This is a genomic window from Sulfitobacter sp. 1A15106 (assembly GCF_043556995.1).
Classification (GTDB): domain Bacteria; phylum Pseudomonadota; class Alphaproteobacteria; order Rhodobacterales; family Rhodobacteraceae; genus Sulfitobacter; species Sulfitobacter faviae.
In genome coordinates this window covers 1-21,478 of the sequence record NZ_JBIFFM010000021.1, presented here as the reverse complement: position 1 = coordinate 21,478, position 21,478 = coordinate 1, and the positions used below count along the sequence as shown (strand labels likewise).

Sequence of the window (21,478 nt, the reverse complement as noted above, 5' to 3'; positions counted from 1 at the left end):
CAATCGCATCGATGATCTTCTTCCGTGGAATTTCCAGCCGTCAAGCTGATCCTAAGTGCTGCGTAGCCGCCGCTTACAGTCTTCTTAGGCGGCCACGAACATCATCGTTGCTGGAGGAGAAACGGGACCAGCATGATTAAAGTTTCCGCAGCACAGCGCAGACAGTCCGTGCATCACTGAACATCTCGATTGAACGACATGGAATGACCCTCAGGCCCTTCTTTTGTGGGTAGGCTTAGACCGATACTTGCAGGCCAAAATCATGCGTAGACATCCGCCTCAACCGCATCGATGCAATCGATGACTTGTTGGGCCTTACCTGCCCCCACGAGTTGCATAGCCGTCTGGCCGTCAAAGCCCGGCAAAGGTTTTGACCTATACCATGCGTGAGCCAATGCCTCGCTCCCAACGCGCATTCAATCTTGGTGAGTACACCATCTGCATCAATACACCGATGATACCAGAATAAGGTGAGCGTACCAAATTGCAGTCGATACCCCCCGGCCCTACGTCTCGGGATAAACCAAGCGCAAGAACTGCTTGTTGGGCGTCTTGATCAGGAGATCGTATGCCGCATCTGAGAGCGTCATGACCCAACCCAATTCGGAGCGGATTCGTCCTGGCGTTCCGAATACCATGCAGCGCTCAGAGCTCTGCTCAGCGCACCACTGCAAGAAATCTGTATCTACGCCCCCTATCCTCTTATCGATCACCTCGAGATGCAGCATGCCGAATTCTTCTTTAGCGTCAGTGATCGAGTAGTTGCTCGGATCATGCGCTAGATGCGCGCCGAGAGTTTCAAAGATGCCGATCCATCCTGCGGGTTTGTGCCTTACGCGCTCGGCACCCTCAATGTCGGCTGCTGTCATCGCCCAGATCAACGTCTCAATGCGCATAGCATACCCAAACTCAGCGCGGCCAGACTCGTGCGGCGGGCGTGTTAATCTCATTAGTAAGACTCCGAGATGGTGTTGCTTGCTCGATCACATTGAGGCCGGCTTCTTGCGCGGATATCGGGTGACTTGGGGCCAGCCTGTGCCGCATTCTCAAACGGACCGGCGCTCGTACTGATGTTGCGAAATGCCTGCCGGCACATCGCCAGGGCGGCGCGTCACTGTGTGGCCGCAATCCCAGCACCGTACCTCGATATGCGTGATGCCCGATGGAAACAGCTCGTCAGTCATCATCGTTGTCGCTGTCATCGGACAGTGGCCGCGACCGAGGAGGTGGCAGACGCTTTCGCGGCTTTGGGATGCGCGCCGGTGGGATTGGATCATCACCAATTATGCGCATGGCATATTCGGAGATCGTTTCGATGTCGCCCGGGAGCCCGATGAGTTGCTCGATCTCATTATTGGAGCAACCAGAGTCAGCAAGGCGGGCAGCTAGTGCAGGCCGAGCTGCAGCTCTCTGGTCGCTTGTAAAAGCCACCGTGTCGAAGCTGAATGTCATCCCCCGCATGCGAATTGCTGTATCGGCACGAAACTCGCCATGCAGCGCCTCAAAGATGGATAGTACGCGTTTCGCGTAGGCGATAAAGGTAGTCTTGTCGTTGGTATGGGCGAGGATACGAGGATTGATCCCCTCGAGATCGACATAAACCGAGCCCGCTGGCGTCGGATCAGTGAGTAACGAGAGTTCGATATCTCTCCGGATGGTCGCATGACCGAATCCGCAATCGAACAAAGCTCGGCGGAAGTCGCGATAGTTTTTCACGCCGATTCCGCTCATGGCAACATCGCGGGTCACGCTACCTTCGCTATAGGCCCGCAAAAAATCCGCCGTGGTGATTAGCCTGTGATGCAATCTGCTGGCGTAATCTTGAAAAGATACTGGATCTGAGTAATTCGGGGGTACCGTATATACGTCATGCCCCCCGACCAGCTCGACATGGATACCAAGCTGCTGCAGCAGACGCACTGCATCAGTTCTGATGGATCGTCGTGTCATCGCGTCGTCGCATCCGCAGACGTCGATGCGTGCAACATCGTCTGGGCGGATATAATGCACCTGCGCGATCAGCTCGACTGATCTGTCAGGGTACTTGGCAGCGATCGCATCTTGTACGGCTGCCAATGCAATTGCCTGCGACATGAGATATCCTATGCGGGATGGAGAAGTGGTAGGAGTGGGCGGAATCGAAACGCCGCGCCGACGCTTATCTGGCGTCTAAAGGGGTTATAAGGCCCGTTGCGCACCATGCCACTCCCGAGTTTATCCGAACTGAGATCAGTTCGATATTCGGGAGCGTACGAAGTGGTTGGTGCGCAGATCGTGGGTCATGCTTTGAGCATGACGCAAAGCATGATTGCTGGCAAGAGCGATCGAAAGTATCCAGAGTTACTTGGACACCCGCCCTGCCCGAATGCGGTGTTGTCACGTTAACGGTCCTAAGGTTGCTGGTTCATTGATCTGGGCGTAGGCGGTGTCGATGCAGACACAAAAGATCAGCTACAAACGCCATCGGTTTCCGCCTCAGATCATTGCTCGTGTTGTCTGGATCTACGTCCGGTTCAACTTGAGCCTGCGCGAGGTCGAGGAGCGGATGCTGGAACGCGGCGTGGACGTTTCGTATGAAACGATCCGGCGCTGAAGCGTCAAGTTCGGCCCCCTGATCGCCCACGTTCTGCGGCGACGGCAGCCGCGCCCTGGCGATGTCTGGCATCTGGACGAAGTCGTTGTGAAGATCGCGGGCCGGTCATAAGCATTCAAGGCGTAGAAATCTGCGGCACAGGCCGCTTGATCAACGAACAGCTTGCCAACTTTCAAATTCGGCGAGTTAACGTGACAATACCCCTCCGCGTGGTAAGATAGGCAGAAGCGGACCATTAGGCCACGCCGCCATTGGAAGTTTCATTCGCGAAGCTTTCGAACTCAATTTTTGGGCGCCAAAATGATTTTTCTGGTGGATGATAGGGAAATTAATATATTTAAATGTTAGATTCTATCAGATAAATAGGTCAGGAAAGCTTGCTATGGTCAGCTACCAAACTAACAGCCGTTTTGAAACGGCGGATTCGAAAGCAATGCGCGCTAAAGCCAAGCACACATTAGTAAATCTGATTGCATTGATGGAAGCCGAATTTTTATCTCCACAGAAACTTCAGAAGCTTCCCGAGCATGCACGTTCCGAACAACTTTTAAGGGATATCGCACCAAATTGGTTTTCGCGACCGGTAGCTGGGGTAGACTGGATTAGCCTGGCTGCAGAAGCAGCTTCTACGATCCAAAGTTATGATCAAATTCTTTTTTGCTTGTATGCGGTACGGAAGTTCAAATCTCAAGCAGTTATGATAGATCTGTGGAGAGACTCGGGAAATGATCGAGCTCTTTCCCGGTCAAGGTTCAAAGATCATATGCAGAGGGAAATTCGTAATTTGCAGACGACTATTGTCATGGCTGTACTAGATTGTGACATATCATCAGATATGCCACCCCTTCCCCGGGTGGATCAAGATGACCCTACGACTTCAGGCCTGAAGGGAAAGTTTGCTTACCAAATTAGGGGCTCGATAACGGAAGATTTTTTGGGTAGCCGGAACTGGGAGGATACCCAGCTTGTTGCATTTGAGCTCTATTCCTCAGGTTATATACCGCGACTAATTGTTTTCGAAGAGGTTAGCCCTTCTATTCTTGAGCGTTTAATAAAATCTTACGCGAAGTATCGCGGTGAAATATTCTGCGGGCAATTAGCATGGGAGCATGTCAAGGCGCAGGCAAGCGAGAATCTGAAACGTTGTATTGACCGTTACTGTCGCGATCCATTCATGCTTGTGCCGGATGTAAGGTCTGCGGAGTTTTGGGAACGTGACCTGAAAGTAGAGCTTCCAGATTGGAGCAAATTAACGATACAGGGGCGCTGTTGAAGGCAGTGTGCTATTTAGCTTGCGTTGAAAGGCAGTGTAACATCTTTGACCATGCCGAGGCATAAATATCCTCAAGCAGAATTTCATTCTGGTCCGAATGGATGGTTTCCCTGTAACGCTGAGCTGTACATCGTTCAATCGCATGTTGCCAACCGGCGATGCCGCTATTTGGCTTCACCGCTTGCGCTCCATTCTCAAGGTGATCTTGTAAACCGTCGATTTCATTGACCAACAAATGCCGTTTTGCGGCAAGCGCTTCGATAGCCACGAGACCGTACGCTTCCCATCTTGAAGGCATGGCAACAATATCTACGGAAGCTATTGCTGCAACGGGATCTGGAACAAAACCCTTAAACTCAATTCGGGGGTCACCATTTGCCAAACGACGCAAGTTGGCCTCCTCAGCACCTTCGCCATAAACACGTAGTGCGATTTGCGGGTCGGTCGTTTTCTGAAAGGCCCGAATCAGCAAGTCGAACCCTTTTTGTTCGTCCAGCCGTCCGATGGCGCCTATGACACGCATTGGAGTGGAGGGAGGCGACACGTTGCGGAAGGGAGAGAGATCAACGCAAGACTGGATGACGCTGAGGGCATGGGGTTTCACAGCGCCGCTTTTCTTCAACCAATCTGCTTGGCCATGGCTTACGGCCACGACCTTATCAAACAGCCCATAGGCACAGCGTAGTAATGTGGCAAACCGTTTTCTATGGATAACGTTCCTTTCAACAAATTGCTCAGTGTAGCTGTGCTCAACATGGATCAATTTTGTTTTTGGGTGCATGAGACGCAGGGCCATGAGCATTGGCAAAGCGCGCCAGCTAATGGCGAGGTTGGAGACGATCACATCTGCTTGGATGCGCTCGGGCAGCCAGCGGTTCCGGGAGATACTGCGCAGATGATGGTCGGCGTCTTTGGCAAGTTCGGGTGCGGTCGTAATATGGTCCAACACCCGCATGACACCGCCTGCGGTGGTATCATCTACCAAATGTAATACGCGCGGCCGCATCATTGGGCTATTGCTTTTGGGGCAAGCGCTTGGGCCGATTTCATAATGCGGCGCATCATGTCGCCACCGAAGGCCGACAAAGCGGCACTTGCAGCCAAAGTCACGATAGATTTGACGGGCTCTTCGATGAGAGGTGTGCGGGACTGAGCCATCCAAGCAAGACTAAGGTTTCGAGCCCGAGGGGCGTCCAGCGCGCTTACAGCACGGCGGCTCAGGTAGCGCAGTTGGTAGGCGCGTGCGGGCTTGGTATTCACAGCAAAGAAGGAGGGGTTCAAAGGTGTAAGCTTTGCAACCATACGGTCCCAGGCGGCAAGCTGGCGATCGGTGGCGGCAGAAAGCCCTGTGGTATTGATCCGGTACTGTGTCAAAAGCCCCGGCAGCCCTTCAAAGTCCCAATGTGTGGTGAGAGCGATGCGCAGCCAGCATTCGATGTCTTCCGACTGCCGGAAGGTCTCATCAAAATACCAAGAGCGCTGCATCTCAAAGTGAGGCTGATAAGCGATTTCGTCAAAAACCGCACGGCGGATCACGGGAGCAGAGCCGTTGCCGATGGGGTTGCGTTTGAAAATGTGGCTGGCGCCAATGCCTTTGAGGCGGGGTCGTTGCGCCTGTCCGGTCAGTATACCTTCATTATCGATAAAGGCGGATCCAGCATAGCTGATACCGACCTTTGGGTTGGCTTGAAGGTGGGCCACATGACGGGCGAGCTTATGGGGAAGCCAGATATCATCGGCGTCGCAAAAGCCGATGAAGGCCCCATTTGCGGCAGCAATTCCACTGTTGCGCGCGCCGGCCAACCCTCGATTGTTCTGGCGTATGACCCGCACGCGGGGGTCGGTTGCAAACTCTGCAGCGATCTGGGGTGTAGCATCGGTGGAGCCATCATCGACAATGATGATTTCAAAATGCGCGTAGGTCTGCGCGAGCAGAGCCTCAAGTGTTTGGCGCATAGTGGCTTGAACGTTAAAGGCGGGCACAATGATGGAAGCCAGTGTCATAGTGAGAACTCCGATTGACGTTAGCAGAACAGCGAACGGCGGATGCCGCGTGGAAGAACGGTGGCGGCAAGAGCTGCCCCCAAAGTCAGGACACCCCGGCGAGCAGGGGACATAAAGCCGGCTGGCGAGTGCATTAGGCCAGTCAAGCTGTGACGAAGCGCTGTGCTGCGTGCCCTGTCTACGCGAAGGGCGCGCCGAGCGAGATAACGGTGATGAATTGCATGGCTGGCACGACTGGGTTGGATTCCAAAACGCGCAGCGGTGGCAAGGGCCTGCTCGCGCCCTTTCAGCATGGCGTCCAAATTGGCAGAAAGCCCTTCTGGGCTGGTGCGATAATAAGTATGCAGTGTCGGGACCGGCAAAATACGGGCGCCCTCGCCAACAAGACGCACAAGCATCTCAAGGTCTTCGTTATGAACGATGTTGGGGTCAAAACCACCGCCGTTTAGGAAGGCGTTTTTACGCAGGGTGAGGTTGGACATCGTGCAGACCGGGTTTTCACCGAGCAGCATGTCAATCGAAAGGGGTGCTTTTGGAACTGTGGACCAAGCCTGTGCATCTTCGGGCGTGTGATGGAAGAACGCGATTTGCCCAAACGCACCATCTACCTTCGGATCGTCAAAGACGCTGATCAGCTGCAAAAGCTTATTGGGGTGCCAGATATCATCTGCATCACAAAAGGCGATCAGGTCGCCATGGGCATGTTGTGCAACGCCAGTGTTCCGCGCAGCGCTTGGTCCTTTTTCAGCGTGACGTACCAGATGAATACGTGCGTCTGTCTTGGCGATGTTCTGGATAAGCTCAGCTGTGGCATCCGTCGATCCATCGTCAATGCAAATGGCTTCCCAATCTTGAAAGCTCTGCGCGATCAGGCCCGCGAGCGTTTGTCCAATTGTAGCTTCAGCGTTGAAGCAAGGCAGAATGATAGAAAATCGTGGCATAGGTCAGACCTTTGCGAAGTTGCGGCCGAAGGCCAATGACAGGGCAGGCAGGGAAGCACCCACCATGAGAAGGGTCGCAGTGAGCGCATAGGCGATGGCGACTGGAAGGAGGCCAAGTGATGCAAATGTGGCGGTACTAATCATGAGTGCGGATGTGATCAGGGTGGTGAGCCAAAACTCGAGATGCGCACGACCGGTGGCGCGGAGCCATCCAGCTGTAGCGGACCACAGGGTCGTTGGTATGGCGACAAGGCAAAGGATCGAGACGATTTCATCGATTTGGGACCAACCTGGGCCGAAGAGCACTGGGACGTAATAGGGGGCGAGCAAGGCCTGCAGGATTACGGCAGGCGTGATCAGACCCATGGCCAGCAAAATGCTCTGGCGCAGGGCCAACGCTTTCTGCGTGCTGGCACATAGATGTGGAAATAGAACTGTCGAAAAGGCAACCGAGAAGGAGTTTGCTAGGCTCAGCCCAGCATTGAAGGCCATGAAATACAGCCCAAGCGCCTCAGCCCCCATCAAGCTGCCAATGATGACTTTGTCAGCCTGTAGGCGCAGCGCTTTGACCAGCTCCACGCCGATTACTGCGCTGCCAAAGCTGACGAAGGGGCGCAACGGGGCGCGGCCTTGAGATAGATCAAGTTTCCAAGGGTGCAGGCGGCGCATGGCAATAAGCCAAAATGGGGCGGTCAGTAGGCGTGGCAGAATAAGCGCCAACGCGGATGGCCAGAACAGTGCGAGCCCTGCGGACATAAGATTTGCTCCGACGATCTGCCCGCCGGAAATGGCTGCGGTTTGGCGCAGTTTGCCCGCCCGCATGGCGAGAGCGGTTTGTACCAGACCCGCTGGCATGAAGAGATATTCACCTGCGAGCAACAAGATGAGCGCCAAAAGAACGGTGTTCCCGTTCATGGCGTAGAGAGCAAAGCCCACTACGGATTGCGCGCAAAACAGACCTATGCACCAGAGCCAGAAAATTCGATGTGCCGTAGCGCAGGTTTGCGGCAGGTCTTGCTCGGGGCTGGCGATGATCTTTTGGCCTGCGCCGTTTTCGGTCAGGGATTTGAGGATGTCGGCCGCGGCCAATGCGGCCGCCGCGAGACCGATTTGTGCTAGATCAAGAGAACGCGCAACGGCAACCACTACCAGCAACCGTGAGGCTTTGGCCGCCACTTCCGAAGCACCGTAAGCAAGCAAATTTTGAGCGATGCGTGATGTCTTCGTCGAAGCGATCATAATTGGGTCCAGTCACATTTGATGCCCTCAAACTATTGCGAGAGCAGCCTGCTGTCTTGTGCGCTAGCGGAGAGGGACATGGGGCAACCGAACTGCATCATATCCTAAAGGATAGGCTCTCGGCATGGATATCCTGTCGACCCATCGGCCGTGAATGCGTATCAAGGTTACTATCAGAGGCAATCGACAGACCTATCCACCGATGAACACAGTCTTCAAACTGAGCTCCCTGGCCTGCGTAGCGCTTGCGATAAGTGGCTGTGCCAAGTTGGATCAGCCAGATAACCTTGAAGAGGTTTCTGTTGGGGATGCCTATCAAGCGCAATACCGTGAGCCCGATGTAAGTCGGAGGGAGGCAGATTTTTTGCGCTCGACAGCCATTAATGCGCGCAAATGCGCGGCCCCTCGTGGCGGCTTGGCGGGTAAAGCATCCGGGCTTTCGGCGGCAGCACTGCGCGGAGAGCGTCTGACGCGCAATGATCTTGTGGATGTGCGTATCGGAGATGACGATACGTTTAATGGCAACTACGTCGTGTCGCGCGACGGGACGATTAATCTGCCTTTTCTAGCACCGATCCGCGCACAGGGGCGCCTAACAACGGAGATCGAGCGCGACATTGCAACTCAATTGATCGCGGGTGATTTTTTTGCAGAGCAGCCCCGTATTTCTGTTCGGGTGGCTGATTTTGCTTCTGTGACGGTAGGGGTATCGGGGGCTGTGTTTGAGCCGCGCGCGGTAGAGATTGGGGGCGTGCCGGGAGACCAAGTTGATGGGCGGCGGCAGGATGCACTTGGCGCATCGACGGAAGCGCGCAATCTTTCTGCCGCTTTGCGTGCGGCAGGTGGGGTGCGCCCCGATGCTGATATCTCTGCAGTAGAAGTGCGCCGCGCCAGCCAACGCTATGTTTTAGATATGCGGGGGGTGTTTGAGGGGCAAAACGCCGTAGATATTATGCTTTTGACAGGAGATGAAATCTCCGTGCCAAGCCGGGGCTGCTTTCAAGAGGAACTTATGCGTCCCAGCCCGATTAGCCCCCCCGGGGTCTCGCTATTTCTCTCCAACCTCACGGTACCAGCAGCTGGCAATGCGGTCTCGGCCATCGGTCGAGATGTAAGGGAAGTCCCCTATGGGACGCGCTATCTGCAAGCTGTGATCGATACCAACTGTGTGGGCGGGGCACGAGCAACCAGTGCGAACCGGTCCTCGGTTTTGTTTTCCCGCAATCCGGTGACCAAGGTCTCGGTCGTGATTGAACGTGATATTGAGGATCTTCTGCGCCGCGCAGACCGAGATGACTATGACCCCTTTCTGCTGCCAGGGGACGCGATCGCCTGCTACGATAGTACGGTGACCAATATCAGTGAGATTGGCAGGGTGCTGGGTCAACTCGGCCTTTAGAGGAAGCTGTGGCAGCTACGCTTCATGTTGCTGACTCCATTTTGATCTACTCGAGCCCAAGCTGCTGCTGGGTCGCGTCCCAAATATTTTGTAGTTTTGCGATGTTTTTCTCGAGTGTTGCGTGGTCATCAGTTTGGGCGGCCTTCTCAATCTCAACCAACGTCGTGCGCATTTCGACCGCACCAAGAGCGGCAGAACTGCCAGCAATGCGATGTGCGAGCTGTGAGATCTCTTCTGCAGAATGCTGCTTACGGTCCTTCAGATAGCTAATCGCTGTCTCCATTTCAGACACATAGCGTAGCAGAAGTTTCTCAACCGCAGCCTCGCCTAAAGTGTCTCGCAAATCGTCCAGATAAGCCTTTGAAACAAGCGTGGCAGTTTCTTGCTGTACTGGAGTGGAGTGTTCTTCGGACTGGGCGAGTGCCGAAATCATGTCGATCATGGCACTTCGATTGAGGGGTTTGGTCAAAACCTCATTCATGCCATCTTGTAAAAATGCTTCTTGCTCTTCGGGCATTGCATTGGCTGTCAGCGCAATAATTGGTGAGTTTGCACAAGCGCCCTCTGCACGGATCTCGCGGGTGGCGTGTCGCCCATCCATCACAGGCATGCTGATATCCATCAAAATGAGATCAAACCTATGGGTCTTAGCCAGATCAACGGCGATCTGACCATTATGCGCCTCAGTGACCTTGTGGCCCACCGCCTGTAACATTTCCCGGGCCACAGAGCGGTTTATCTCATTGTCTTCCACCAAAAGGATATCAACGGATTTGTCATTGTGTTCCCGGCTCTTCGAGGGAGTTTCAGTAGCCGGTGACGCAATCGGGGTGATGGGCAAAGAGATAGCAAAGCTGCTTCCAACATCTTTCTCGCTTTCGACCGTGATGGTGCCGCCTAACGCTTTTGCAAAGCGCTGTGCGATCCCCAAGCCCAGTCCGGTCCCACCCACATTGCGATCATAGGAGCTGTCTCCCGTCATGAAGTCATCAAAAATTTGGACTTGCAGTGCTGGGTCCATACCAATGCCTGTATCACTGACGATGATCTGTAGCAGCGGCTCGCCCGCTTCCGTTTCCTGTACCTCAGCTTCTATAGAAACCTGACCATCAACTGTAAATTTCACCGCATTGCCGATAATGTTCATCAAAATATGCTGAAGGCGCTCACGATCAGATAGGATCCAATCGACAGAAGGTCCCGACCAGCCCCAAGTCAAAGTCGTGTTGTTGGCGAGTGCTGCGCCACTTTGATTATCGACAATGTCTCGTAGCAGATCGCTCAAACTCATTGGCACAGGTCGTAAAACCAGCTTCCCTGCGTCATATTTCGTGATGTCGAGCACATCAGAGATATGGCTCATCAATAGCTTTCCGGAAGTCTCCATGTTTTTCACATAGCGGTTCTGGCGGGGGGTAAGCTTGGTATCTTGCAACAATGTAAGGTTGCCCAAAAGGCCATTCAAAGGCGTGCGGATTTCGTGGCTCATGGTGGCCAGGAAATCGGTTTTTGCTTTCTCGCCGGCAAGTGCGCGATCGCGGGCCTCTACGAGATCTCGCTCTGCCTGCATCTGATGTGAGATGTCCCGCAGGAAGGCGATGAAAATCTCGCCATCCTCAGTCTGAGCGGATTGAATTGCGAATTCTACCGGGAACAGCTCCCCGGTCGCACGTTTGGCCTCCAGTTTGATGCGGCCTTTGCCCACAACATGGCGCGCGCCGCCATCACGCAGCCGCTGCATTCCAACGTTATGAGCCTGGAGGTGGTGATCAGGAACAATCAACTCTCCCAATTCTTTCCCGATGGCATAGTCCGCATTATAGCCAAATATCTGCTCCGCTGCAGAATTGAAGACAAGAATGCGTCCTTCTGCGTCACTGACGAGCACCGCATCGAGTGCTGTATCAGTAATGATATTCATGCGCTTTCCTGCATCTACAGCCTCGGCACGGCGTTTGATATTTTGCGCATTCAGCCGACCAAGATAGATGGCCAGGATCAGGAGAGTAAGCGTTAGCAAGGTAACGCCGACGGCAAGTTGGGTCAGTGTCACCGCGATAGCGTTGCGCCGCGCGTCAGAATCCACCGCGAAATAAGTCAGACCGGAGATGGACAACTGCCTAACAGATGGTCGGATATCCACCGTACGGTCCAACAGCACAGGCAAGTCAGCGATGAGGTTACTGTCAGGCTGGTCTATGATTGAGGCGCTTTCTTCCAAGAATCTCTGCACCTTTGCGAGATAGGCAGAGAACTGCGGTTCTAAGCGCAGGTCTTCATAGATCGAGGATTGTCTGAGGGTCGCAATCCGGCTGTAGAAAATATCAAATTCACGACGTAAGGTTTTAAGGTCAGGCGTGGGTTCAGAGAGCGCTGTGATAAGCTGTAGTTTGAAGTCGAGGAACTCCACCTCAGACTGGGAGAGGGTCCATTGGACGTTATCCGAGCTGGCTGAATTCAGCAGGTTCAGATCGCGGGTCACGTTGCGGGAAAGCACCGCAATGCTGATCAGAATGAGACAGCCGAGACCTGCAAGCGTAATCAAACGAATGCGGGAGTCGAATATTCTGCTGGCCATTATGCACTCTTTCTCGGCTTCCAGTCTGGACCCAAAAGGGCTCAGGCTGGTGTAAAGGCTAGTCTAAGACTTCAATCCGGTCGAGTTGCCAGATGCTGCGCGCATAGGTCATTTCTGTGCTGTAGCTGGAGTTGGTATCAAAAGGATAGACGATCCAAAGCGGCCCCTTGTCCCGCAAAGACATGATTTCTCCATCCATTTTGTACGCAATGATCGGACCCTCTTCGACAGCGTCCTCAAGTGGTATCTCTACAGCATAGTCGTTGATCGCTGTGGCACGCAAACTCTCGCCCTCTATCCCTAAGTACTCCACCAGTTTGGCTAGGGATACGCCTTCAAAAAGGTGCTTGCCTTCGGTCCAGATCGTGCGTGTTTCGAACGTCGTATTATCGAGGGATTGCAGCATGTCCATGTCGAACTGCGCGGTGTTCTCCACATTGGTTACCTCAAGAGGGCCAGAAACCGTAAGGATCACGTCTTCTTGAGGGGCGGATAGATCCGCGGCATAAGTTGGCACTGCGATGACGCAGATCACGGCGGCAGTTTGAAACAGCTGGCGAAACATTCTTGGCATCCTTGATTGGTCTGCAGCACTTATGACTGTTTTTCGTTCATCCCGCAGAGGTCATCGGGCTACCTTCATATCCGAAGGGGTAGGTTCGGCACCGATAGTGTCATTTCCAGGGGCGCGTTCGGACAACCTTTCATCTTTGCTTATGGATGTAGTAATGACCTCCCGGCCATGCCTAGCAGTTTGTATTTCTGCTAGGCATGTTCGTGCAGCGCCCAGCCTTTATGCGGCATGTCGCATGGGCGTTGTGAAGCGTCCTAGAAAGGCACTGAGATCGCCCTCAAGCTCCGGCCGATCCATGGCAAAAGCCACGGTAGCTTGCACAAAACCTTGAATGGAGCCGCAATCGAACCGCTCACCTTCGAAACGGAATCCCGTCACATCGGTACTGTCTAAGTCTGCACTAATGGCATCAGTGAGTTGCAACTCACCACCAGACCCGGGGCGCAGCTCAGCAAGTCGATCAAAAATGGATGGCTCTAAAATGTAGCGTCCCACGATGGCATTGGTTGAGGGCGCTTGTTCAGGGTGAGGCTTCTCTACCAGACCGCGCGCATGGGCGATCCTTCCTTCGGTATTTGCCACGGCCAGAACGCCATAGGATGAGGTTTCTGCTTGGGGCACATTCATTGTTGCCACCATATGACCGCGCTGAAGCGCATGGGCGGAGATCATCTGGCTCAAGGCCCCGCGCGGCGCGCGGATCACGTCATCAGGCAGCAAGACCGCAAAGGGTTCGTCTCCCACCAAGCGAGAGGCCAGACGAACAGCATGCCCCAGGCCCAGTGGATTGTTTTGGCGCAGGAAAGCAAGGGCCCCTTCTGGGATACGTGTGCCTGCGAGCGCAGCCAACGCTTTGGTTTTATTGCCCGCGGCAAGCCTGTTTTCCAACGCCGCTGCCGTATCAAAGTAGTCTTCTAACGCACCTTTCCCGGCCGCTGTGACGAAGATGAATTCCTCGATGCCAGCCTCGCGTGCCTCATCAATCGCATACTGGATCAAGGGGCGATCTACGAGGGGGAGCATCTCTTTAGGGATCGACTTTGTGGCGGGCAGAAAACGTGTTCCCATACCGGCGACGGGGAAGACGGCTTTGCGAATATGTGTCATCTGTAGTTTCTCCTAAAGGTTGTGCAGGGGGTAAATAAGGGAGCGAGATCAGTAGGCTCCGCGCCCAGAGGCGACCGCGCCAAAGGTTCTAGCGATAAGCAGCAAATCCAGCAGCAGTGTGCGGGACTCAGCGTAAGCGAGGTCCATCTCCACCATTTGGTCGAAGCCGATCGTCGCCCGGCCGGAAACCTGCCAAACGCCAGTGAGGCCCGGTTTGACGGCAAGGCGGCCCAAAGCGCGTGTTGGATAGGCCGCTACTTCGCAGGGCAGCGCAGGGCGCGGCCCGACAATCGCCATATCACCGCGCAGAATGTTCGCAATTTGCGGCAGCTCATCTATGGAAAAGCGGCGGATGAAGCGTCCTACGCGCGTGATCCGCGGATCTTCTCGGGATTTGAAGCAAACGCCTTCACGATCTGACTGGCTCAACAGGTTGGCCCGACGCGCCTCGGCATCAACGCTCATGGAGCGAAACTTAAAGATGCGAAACTCTTTGCCGTCACGGCCCACGCGGGTCTGGGTGAAGATAACCGGACCACGGTCTTCAAGCTTAATCGCCAGCGCTGTAAGAGCAAAAATTGGGGAGAGCAGGATCAACGCACTGGCGGATAGGACAATGTCCAAGAAACGGCTTTGGAAATTCGCTACGGATAGCTGGCTAAGCGATTTTACTCCGGCATGGGCGAGAAAGCTCACGTTGCCAGAAAGATAACGTTTGGCCAGACGACGTGGCTCTTGAGCCAAACGCCACACCCATTCCATCCGTGTCTTGCGAACCCATTTGGGCGCGCGTGTCACGCTACCCGCTAGAAAGTCGAAGAGTGCGCCAACCGCCAAGCTCAATGGCGCGTTAATAAGGTGGGCATGCTCATGCAGCCAAAGTTCTTGCCGGGGCACACCCAAGGCAACCAAGAGAATGTCTGCACCGCTTGCATTAATATCGGCAATGACGGCATCGGCATTGTGCGCGCCAGCATAGCCATCGCGGGTTCCAGCGATCTGCAGCCCGGGTATTGTGGAAACCAGTGTGCTGGCCGCCGCTTCTGCCGTGCCAGGCGCGCCGCCAAAAAGATAGACTGATTTGTTTTGTTGAGCGGCTTTTGCCAGCAGCGCGGGGACCAGATCGGTACCGTTGAGGTTCGTGGTGAGCTTGGTGCCCGTCATGCGGCCAGCCAATTCAACTCCAATACCATCTGGCAGCAGCATGTCGGCCGCTGCTACAGCTTTGGCATAGTTTTCGTCGTGGCGTCGGATATTGCAGCAATGCGCGTTCATAAAGAAAGCGCGGCGGCGGCCCGGAGCCAACAAAGAGGCGATGGCTTCCTCTTCTGTGGCATCCGCCAAATCAAGGTCGAGCGCAGGCAGGTAGGCTGTCTTCAACTGGGGTACGAGAGCGGAGATGGCGGAGGTTGCGACAGTATTGAAATCTACATGTTTCATCGGGCAAATCCTTGAGTGCATTGGCGTTATCTCAAGGTTGCGCTTATGGCGGTTTCTCTCAACGGAGCGGTCGGACAGGTTTTGACCGCAAAGGTTTATTGCCGCGGGCCTCTGGTGCCACTTCCTATCCGAATGTAGAGGTTATCCATCCAGTTGGGTCATTCTCTGGCCACAATCGAACCCGAATTTTAACGTGCATGATCCGTAGTCCCCGTTTAGAAATTCAATGTATAGGAGAGCCAGATGCGTATTTTGATTGCAGACGACCACGACTTATTGCGGGACACGTTGGCTCTGTTCTTTCAGGCTCAGAGTGACATCGAAACCTATGTCGCTTCAGACCTGCCGTCCGCATGCAAAATGATCGAGAATGATCCCCCCTATGACCTGGTGTTGCTCGATTTGAACATGCCGGGCATGAATGGTTTGGAGGGGCTGAAACACGCGTTATCGCTAGAGGGCGGGCAACGCGTAGCCCTGCTTTCTGGAGAGGCCACCCGAGAAATTGTGGAACAAGCCTTGGAGGTTGGAGCGGCGGGGTTTGTTCCTAAAACCCTACCAGCAAAATCCATGATCAATGCCGTCAAGTTCATGGCGATGGGCGAGCAATATGCGCCGATCGACTTTATGACAGCTTTGGAGGACAGCCCCAGCCATCCGTTGGCCGAAAAGCTTTCACCCCGCGAGCTGCAGGTGCTCAAGGGTCTCACGGAAGGCAAGTCCAATAAGGAAATCGGTCGCGACCTTGATATTACTGAGCCAACCGTCAAGCTGCATATGAAGACACTCTATCGCAAGGTTGGTGTCTCAAATCGGACGCAAGCCGCTTTGATCGCGCGTGAGGCCGGACTTTTTTAACTATCCTATCGGATAGGGTTTAGTCTCCGATGCCCTTAGAACCAGCCGAGCGCGCCCGCGTATTTTACGAGGCGAGAAGGTAAAGTTTGGGCAAAGGAGATGCCCTATGACTTTCCAAGATGCAGCAGCCTATGACGCCCCTGAAGCGCCCAAGCGCCGCCTTTCCATCCGCCGCATTTTGCTGGGCGGGCGCGTCAGTGATTTAGGTCGCTTCCCGCGGTATCTTGCGTTTGCCATCCTGGGCGGCGCAGCGATCTGGGCGCCAGTCACCGGTTACCTGCGTACAGCGCCGCTTACATTCAAATCTCATGCCTCTTTGATCCTACCGGGCTCTGGCGCTTCGGCTTCGCTGAACCTAAGCGGGATCGGCCAGGCATCTTCCTATGCGAACTCTGCTTTTTCCAGCAATTCCGTCAGCCCCACCGAAACCTACAAACGCTTGATTGGTGCGGACCGTATTTTAGCGGCTGCCGCCGAGACACTTGGCATGAGCGCAAAAGAATTCGGTAAACCTCGCATTAACCTTGTTGATCAGACCAGTCTTATTCATTTGGAGGTAACGGGGGGCTCGGAAGAGGATGCACAGGCACGCGGTGATGCGCTGCTTGCCGCCTTTTTCAAGGAACTGGACGCACTGCGTGCAGATGAGCAAAACACGCGTGAAGATAGCGGTTTGGCTGCGATTGAAGACTATAGGAATTCGGTTGCAGCTACGCGCGCTGATATCGCGCGTCTTCAAGATGAAACCGGCCTGACAACTAGTGAGCAATATGACGCTATGGTTGAGACCACGCGTCTCTTAGAAAGTCGTGTTCAGGACCTGGCAGCCACTTTGAGCGAAAAAACACAAAGCGTAGCCGCCCTTGAAGCGACTTTAGGCCTGCCTGCAAAATCTGCAGCTGCCACACTAAAAGTATATGCGGATGCGCAGTTTTTGACCCTAACCGAGGAAGTCGGTCTCCAAGCAGCTAAGCTCTCTGAAGCGCGGTCCCTGTTTGGCGAAGGGCACCCCAAGGTTCAAACAGCTCGGGCTGGCCATAGCGCCGCAAAATCTGCAGCGCTTCAACAAGCAATTGCCGTAACAGGACTTGATGAGGCGGAGCTCAAAGGGCTTGATCTTGCCCCTGCTGGTGCCCGAGCTGAACTTTTGGCACAACTTGTACGGATGGACGCGGAACGAGCCGGTGTGCTGGAGCAACATGCAACTTTGTCCGCGCGCTTGAAAGAGGATCTGACCAAGCAACAGCGTCTCGCTTCTACAGCCGCAAAACTGCAGGATCTGCAACGGGATTTCTCGGTAGCAGAAGCCGTGTTTGCCACGGCCATTGCTCGTACGCAGTCTACCAAATCTGACGTCTACGCCTCCTATCCGCTTGTTCAGGTCCTTGAAAACCCATCTCTTCCTGATCGCCCTTCGTCGCCCAACCGTAAACTGGCCATCGCCGCCGGTGCTGCTGCTACCCTTATGATGTTGTTGGGATTGACCCTTGGCTGGATACGTTCTGCGCTGATTGGGCGGCTGATTGGACTGCGGAAGTCAGGAGCATGATCGCTCAAAACCCTGCCGAAAGAATGGTCTACAAAGCCATGGTGTATACATGGCCATTCTATGCCATTGGGGCGCTCTATGTCGTGGGTCCGGTACTGGCATGGGTTTTGGGCGGTTTGGCAGGGCTTGCGTTATATTTAGGGCCAGCGATGCGCGAGGACCTTAGAGCAACTGGCAAAGTTCCAATGCTTATCTGGTGCTGGTTCATCGGTATGTTCGTAATGCTGGTTGTCCTATGGATTGGACACTTAGACTGGGGGCTCGGTCTCAAGAAAACGATCAAGTCCTCGATTGGCTGGGCGAAAGGATGGGCGCTTCTAGCACTCTTTCCGTTGGTAGGGGCTGTGCTGCCAATACGCCGTGCCATTTTGATCCGCGGTCAATGTGTCATCGGGGCTTGGACTCTAGCGCTGGCACCCTTGTTGCTCATCGCGCCCTATATCGGCTTGCCCGAAAAAATATTCACCTCTCCGCTGAAGGCTGTGGGTGGCCCGGGACCGGAGTATTTCTCAGTCTATTTCTTCACCTTTGACCCCGCCAGTTGGACACCAAGATGGCAGTTCTATGCCCCGTGGTCACCCTTCGCCGCATTACTGGGCGTGATCATGGTCCTCTTTGCCCTGGAGGAGAAAGACCGCAGGTGGATGTTGGCCGGGGTAGGCGCGGGTGTGTTGATGATCTTGGCATCAAAATCACGCATGGGACTTGTGGGCTTGGTGGCTTGTACGATTGGGCCACGAATGATGCCTTTGATCCTTAAAGGTTGGGCATGGCATGTCACCGCTGCTTTAACGGCTTCACTTGCCGTTTTCGGCACAGCCCTTCTGACTTTGGGCCAAGATGCAGTGGCCACCTTCAAAGGCGCGCGGGCAGATAGCACGCGCGTACGCGAAACCTTACAGCGCATTGCTCACGAGCGGTGGCAAAACGAAGCTGTTTGGTTTGGCCATGGAACCATACACCCAGGATCTCATGCAGTCGAATACATGCCCATTGGCAGCCATCATACTTGGTACGGACTACTTTTCGTTAAAGGTCTTGTTGGGTTTGCCGCGCTTTTGGTGCCAATGGTTTGGCATACATGTTTTGCAATGCTCGACGCCGCTCGGCATTCGCGGGGCCGGCTGCCGATGGGCATTCTGATGACGATGGTTTTGCTGTCTTTTGGTGAAAATATTGAGATTGAGGCTTATATGCTTTGGCCTGGGCTCATCCTTTTAGGGGTGCATTTGCGCGAGGTGGCGAACAATGTTTCGGACCAATCGTGATCCGTCTCGCCTTTCTGCTATGGTCATTGGCCAAGATCATCTCTTGGCTCAGGAAGAAGACCCAGCTCAATCCAGAAGGTGGTATTGTCACGTTAACTCGCCGAATTTGAAAGTTGGCAAGCTGTTCGTTGATCAAGCGGCCTGTGCCGCAGATTTCTACGCCTTGAATGCTTCAAGCCGATGGTAGCGGATATTGAGCGCAGAGCGTCGACGGGCTGGCACGGAAAAAGAACTACGGGTTGCGGACTACATAGAGACGAAGCGCTGCAATCCACCCGGTGATCGGAAGCCCTGCATTACTCGCTCTCGTTTTCGGAAAGGTAAATGGCTGTTCTCTGCCCGGTCGTGGATCCGCGGTTCAGCTACCGCGGCGAGGACGTGGTTCAAAGGCTTGAAGAAGTCTGCGGCAGGATCGGCTATCCGAACACCATTCGTGTCGATAACGTCCTATGTCGGGAACTTCCGGCTGTTTAGGTCAGCAGGTCATGGGGCATCCGGCAAACCGGATGCCCTACAATCTTTGCCCAGACGGGCTCTGCCGTCAAGAAATGATCTCTTCCATAGCAAACACAGGGTACGCGCGATGGCGGCCCTCACCGTCCTCAATACGAGATTCCAAATCCCAAGCAGAAGGCCCGAACATTATCTACGAGGTCAGCGAACTGCCTCCACGGCTGCTACAGAGAGAGGTCCTTCCGCCTGGGCTCACCCCTTCGAAGAAGGGGCGATAGGGTTCGCCGTGTTTGACCACGGCGTGTACAGTGCGCGCCATCTTTGCCGCGATTGCGGTGTAGGCCTTGCGACGCAGATGGGCATTGTGTCGGTCTTTGGAGATGTAGCGCTCGAATTTGTCGCGGAAGCTGTTGGTCCGCTTCAGCACTGCGGTTTGGCCGGCCATCCAAAGCGTGCGGCGCAACCGGGCATTGCCGTACTTCGAGATCCGGCTCTGACCGCGGAACATGCCCGACTGCACGGTGGCGAGGTCCATGCCGCAGAATTTCAGGAACTGCCGGTGATGGCGAAACCGACGCAGGTCACCGGCCTCGGCCAGGATGGTCATCGCGTTGATCGGGCCGATCCCGGGAATGGTTGTCAGCAGCTGATAATCGGGGAGGTCCGAAAGTAATTCGACAGCCCGCGCCTCAATGATATCGCGCTGTCGGATCAGGCTTCTGCCTTCAGCCAACACCAAGCGGAACATGCGGATGGCGTCAGAATCCGGCTGAACTGGCAAGCCCACAGAGCCAACGGCCGTGGCATAAATATCTAAAAGCAGGCGCTTTTTGGATACTTTACGTCCAACCACTTTCCATGCATCGGCAATGAATGCCTCCCGGCTCATCGCCGTGATCATATGCGGGGTTGAATACTTCTCGAGGAAAGCCAGGAACCAGTCGGTTCTCGAATTCCGGTGAAATCGTTCGGCCTCGGGGAAGTAGAGCGGCAGATAATGTGTCAGGATGCGATGCCACAGCTCGGTCTTCGAACGGGAGACGATCTCATGGGTCTTTGACAGTTCCTGAATGTCGGCGGTCCCGGTCACCAACGGATCGTGAAAGAACTGAACCGCGCCGATCTCCAGCATATGCAGGATGACCTGGGCGTCCTTAGGATCGTTCTTATCCCAACTGTTATGCAGAGCTTCTCGCGTTCGCGCCAGACCGACGGAGGACACAAGCTTCAACTCGAATCCGGCCTGTCCGAGATGGTGAGCCAAGACACGGTGATAATTGCCGGTCGCTTCAAACCCGATCCGCACCGGCAGGTCGTAGCTGGCGAGATTTATGGCTAAGCGCTGAAAATCTTCCAGCGTGTTCATGATCGTCATGCGGCGGCGGCGCTTCTTGCCGGGAATGCTGATCAGCACCTCATGTCGATGCTTGGATATGTCGATGGCGACCAACAAGGGCGAAAGGGTAGCATAGGTAGTGGTCATAGCCGGTCTCCTCAGCGGTGTGGTTATGCAAAACCACTGTTGAGACCTGAGACCCGGTTATGGCCACCCGCTGCGCAATTTGAGGGCTGCGCAGGCAGCCATAACCTCTTAGCGGCGCTTCTTCCCGAGGTGCTATGGCAGCGAATTTATCTCTCGGGATCTCGATCTCTGGGCATATGCCAACGACGTCACGCTGGACTTCTCACGGCCAGGTAAGCCGACGGACAATGGGTTCATCGAAGCCTTCAACAGCAAGCTTCGATCGGAGTGCTTGAACACACACTGGTTCATGAGCCTTGCCGACGCCCGTGAAAAGTTGGAAGGTTGGCGTCGACACTACAACGAGGATCGTCCCCACAGCGCGATCGGATACAACGTCCCGATCGCCATGCATTATCCCGATGGCGTCACCAGCCCGTCATCGTGAAACGGCCGGGAAAATCCAGCTTCCGGTGGTCCAACGTTGGGGAGCAGGGCAAGTTGGGCTGGACTTTATTCGATAGTGGAGGAAAAATCCCGTGGCAGGTCAGATCACTTGGGATAGAGCGACTATCTTTTGGTATATTGTATGTAGCGATTGTGTAGTTCTTGGTGTGGTGTTGTTGTTGCGTTTAGCGGTTTTCTGTGGGGTTTTTTATTTACCATAAGTATGATTATGGGGGTTTTTTTGTAACCGGGGCGCGCGCTACCCTCAAGTGCGACTCTTGTTAGAAAACAGT

17 protein-coding genes, 1 tRNA gene and 3 pseudogenes are annotated in these 21,478 nt (G+C 54.5%); 7 read left to right on the top strand and 14 right to left on the bottom strand.

All coding sequences use genetic code 11. The features are described from left to right. Positions 1-260: 260 nt before the first annotated feature. The 4 genes from ACGYKA_RS19460 to ACGYKA_RS19445 form a co-directional block, all read right to left on the bottom strand. Positions 261-416 carry an antitoxin Xre/MbcA/ParS toxin-binding domain-containing protein gene (locus tag ACGYKA_RS19460; RefSeq protein ID WP_394387962.1) on the bottom strand — a complete coding sequence of 52 codons (156 nt, stop codon included), beginning with the start codon at positions 414-416 and terminating at the stop codon, positions 261-263. Between the two features lie 90 nt (positions 417-506). Beyond that, positions 507-896, bottom strand: a complete 390-nt coding sequence (locus ACGYKA_RS19455) for a hypothetical protein (protein ID WP_394387963.1) — start codon at positions 894-896, stop codon at positions 507-509. Between the two features lie 280 nt (positions 897-1,176). Further along, a complete protein-coding gene (locus tag ACGYKA_RS19450; RefSeq protein WP_394387964.1) occupies positions 1,177-2,094 on the bottom strand; it encodes a hypothetical protein in 918 nt (305 codons plus the stop codon). A gap of 26 nt (positions 2,095-2,120) precedes the next feature. Then, positions 2,121-2,210 (bottom strand) — tRNA-OTHER (locus tag ACGYKA_RS19445). 221 nt (positions 2,211-2,431) lie between these two features. On the opposite strand from ACGYKA_RS19445, the pseudogene ACGYKA_RS19440 reads away from it, so the two are divergent. Then, positions 2,432-2,698 (top strand): annotated as a pseudogene (locus tag ACGYKA_RS19440) (IS6 family transposase); the annotation flags it as partial. Positions 2,699-2,975: 277 nt separating this feature from the next. Then, the gene (locus ACGYKA_RS19435) at positions 2,976-3,866 is read left to right on the top strand and encodes a hypothetical protein (protein WP_394387965.1); all 891 of its coding nucleotides are present in this window, start codon (positions 2,976-2,978) and stop codon (positions 3,864-3,866) included. Positions 3,867-3,876: 10 nt separating this feature from the next. Here the strand turns inward: ACGYKA_RS19435 and ACGYKA_RS19430 are convergent, their stop codons facing one another. From ACGYKA_RS19430 to ACGYKA_RS19415, 4 genes are read right to left on the bottom strand one after another with little or no spacing between them, the layout of a single operon-like run. Further along, on the bottom strand, positions 3,877-4,875 hold the full coding sequence (locus ACGYKA_RS19430) for a glycosyltransferase (RefSeq protein WP_394387966.1): 999 nt from the start codon (positions 4,873-4,875) through the stop codon (positions 3,877-3,879). After that, the gene (locus ACGYKA_RS19425; RefSeq protein ID WP_394387967.1) at positions 4,872-5,870 is read right to left on the bottom strand and encodes a glycosyltransferase family 2 protein; all 999 of its coding nucleotides are present in this window, start codon (positions 5,868-5,870) and stop codon (positions 4,872-4,874) included. Before ACGYKA_RS19425 ends, ACGYKA_RS19430 begins: the two co-directional genes overlap by 4 nt. Positions 5,871-5,890: 20 nt before the next feature. Continuing rightward, positions 5,891-6,811, bottom strand: a complete 921-nt coding sequence (locus tag ACGYKA_RS19420) for a glycosyltransferase family 2 protein (protein WP_394387968.1) — start codon at positions 6,809-6,811, stop codon at positions 5,891-5,893. A gap of 3 nt (positions 6,812-6,814) precedes the next feature. After that, positions 6,815-8,050, bottom strand: coding sequence for an oligosaccharide flippase family protein (locus tag ACGYKA_RS19415; RefSeq protein WP_394387969.1), 1,236 nt, complete (start codon positions 8,048-8,050; stop codon positions 6,815-6,817). A gap of 202 nt (positions 8,051-8,252) precedes the next feature. Between ACGYKA_RS19415 and ACGYKA_RS19410 the strand changes: the two genes are divergently transcribed. After that, complete coding sequence (locus tag ACGYKA_RS19410) at positions 8,253-9,449, top strand: polysaccharide biosynthesis/export family protein (protein WP_394387970.1); 1,197 nt, start codon at positions 8,253-8,255, stop codon at positions 9,447-9,449. Positions 9,450-9,495: 46 nt separating this feature from the next. On the opposite strand, the gene ACGYKA_RS19405 is transcribed toward ACGYKA_RS19410, so the two are convergent. The 4 genes from ACGYKA_RS19405 to ACGYKA_RS19390 form a co-directional block, all read right to left on the bottom strand. Continuing rightward, positions 9,496-12,027, bottom strand: a complete 2,532-nt coding sequence (locus ACGYKA_RS19405) for a response regulator (protein WP_394387971.1) — start codon at positions 12,025-12,027, stop codon at positions 9,496-9,498. A 58-nt stretch (positions 12,028-12,085) separates the two neighbouring features. Beyond that, positions 12,086-12,592: a molybdopterin-dependent oxidoreductase gene (locus ACGYKA_RS19400; RefSeq protein ID WP_394394185.1), complete on the bottom strand. Its 507-nt coding sequence runs from the start codon at positions 12,590-12,592 to the stop codon at positions 12,086-12,088. Between the two features lie 228 nt (positions 12,593-12,820). Then, on the bottom strand, positions 12,821-13,708 hold the full coding sequence (locus tag ACGYKA_RS19395; RefSeq protein WP_394387975.1) for a UTP--glucose-1-phosphate uridylyltransferase: 888 nt from the start codon (positions 13,706-13,708) through the stop codon (positions 12,821-12,823). Positions 13,709-13,756: 48 nt separating this feature from the next. Then, complete coding sequence (locus ACGYKA_RS19390; protein WP_394387976.1) at positions 13,757-15,148, bottom strand: WecB/TagA/CpsF family glycosyltransferase; 1,392 nt, start codon at positions 15,146-15,148, stop codon at positions 13,757-13,759. Positions 15,149-15,391: 243 nt separating this feature from the next. Between ACGYKA_RS19390 and ACGYKA_RS19385 the strand changes: the two genes are divergently transcribed. The 3 genes from ACGYKA_RS19385 (at position 15,392) to ACGYKA_RS19375 (ending at position 18,823) form a co-directional block, all read left to right on the top strand. After that, positions 15,392-16,006: a response regulator gene (locus ACGYKA_RS19385; protein ID WP_394387977.1), complete on the top strand. Its 615-nt coding sequence runs from the start codon at positions 15,392-15,394 to the stop codon at positions 16,004-16,006. 106 nt (positions 16,007-16,112) lie between these two features. Beyond that, complete coding sequence (locus tag ACGYKA_RS19380; protein WP_394387978.1) at positions 16,113-17,555, top strand: hypothetical protein; 1,443 nt, start codon at positions 16,113-16,115, stop codon at positions 17,553-17,555. Then, complete coding sequence (locus tag ACGYKA_RS19375; protein WP_394387979.1) at positions 17,552-18,823, top strand: O-antigen ligase domain-containing protein; 1,272 nt, start codon at positions 17,552-17,554, stop codon at positions 18,821-18,823. Before ACGYKA_RS19380 ends, ACGYKA_RS19375 begins: the two co-directional genes overlap by 4 nt. A gap of 252 nt (positions 18,824-19,075) precedes the next feature. Here the strand turns inward: ACGYKA_RS19375 and ACGYKA_RS19370 are convergent. Both ACGYKA_RS19370 and ACGYKA_RS19365 read right to left on the bottom strand, forming a co-directional pair. Continuing rightward, positions 19,076-19,174: pseudogene (locus ACGYKA_RS19370) on the bottom strand (IS6 family transposase); the annotation flags it as partial. A gap of 295 nt (positions 19,175-19,469) precedes the next feature. Next, a complete protein-coding gene (locus ACGYKA_RS19365; RefSeq protein WP_394387980.1) occupies positions 19,470-20,759 on the bottom strand; it encodes an IS110 family transposase in 1,290 nt (429 codons plus the stop codon). A 136-nt stretch (positions 20,760-20,895) separates the two neighbouring features. On the opposite strand from ACGYKA_RS19365, the pseudogene ACGYKA_RS19360 reads away from it, so the two are divergent. After that, a pseudogene (locus ACGYKA_RS19360) lies at positions 20,896-21,186 on the top strand (integrase core domain-containing protein); the annotation flags it as partial. Positions 21,187-21,478: the final 292 nt, after the last annotated feature.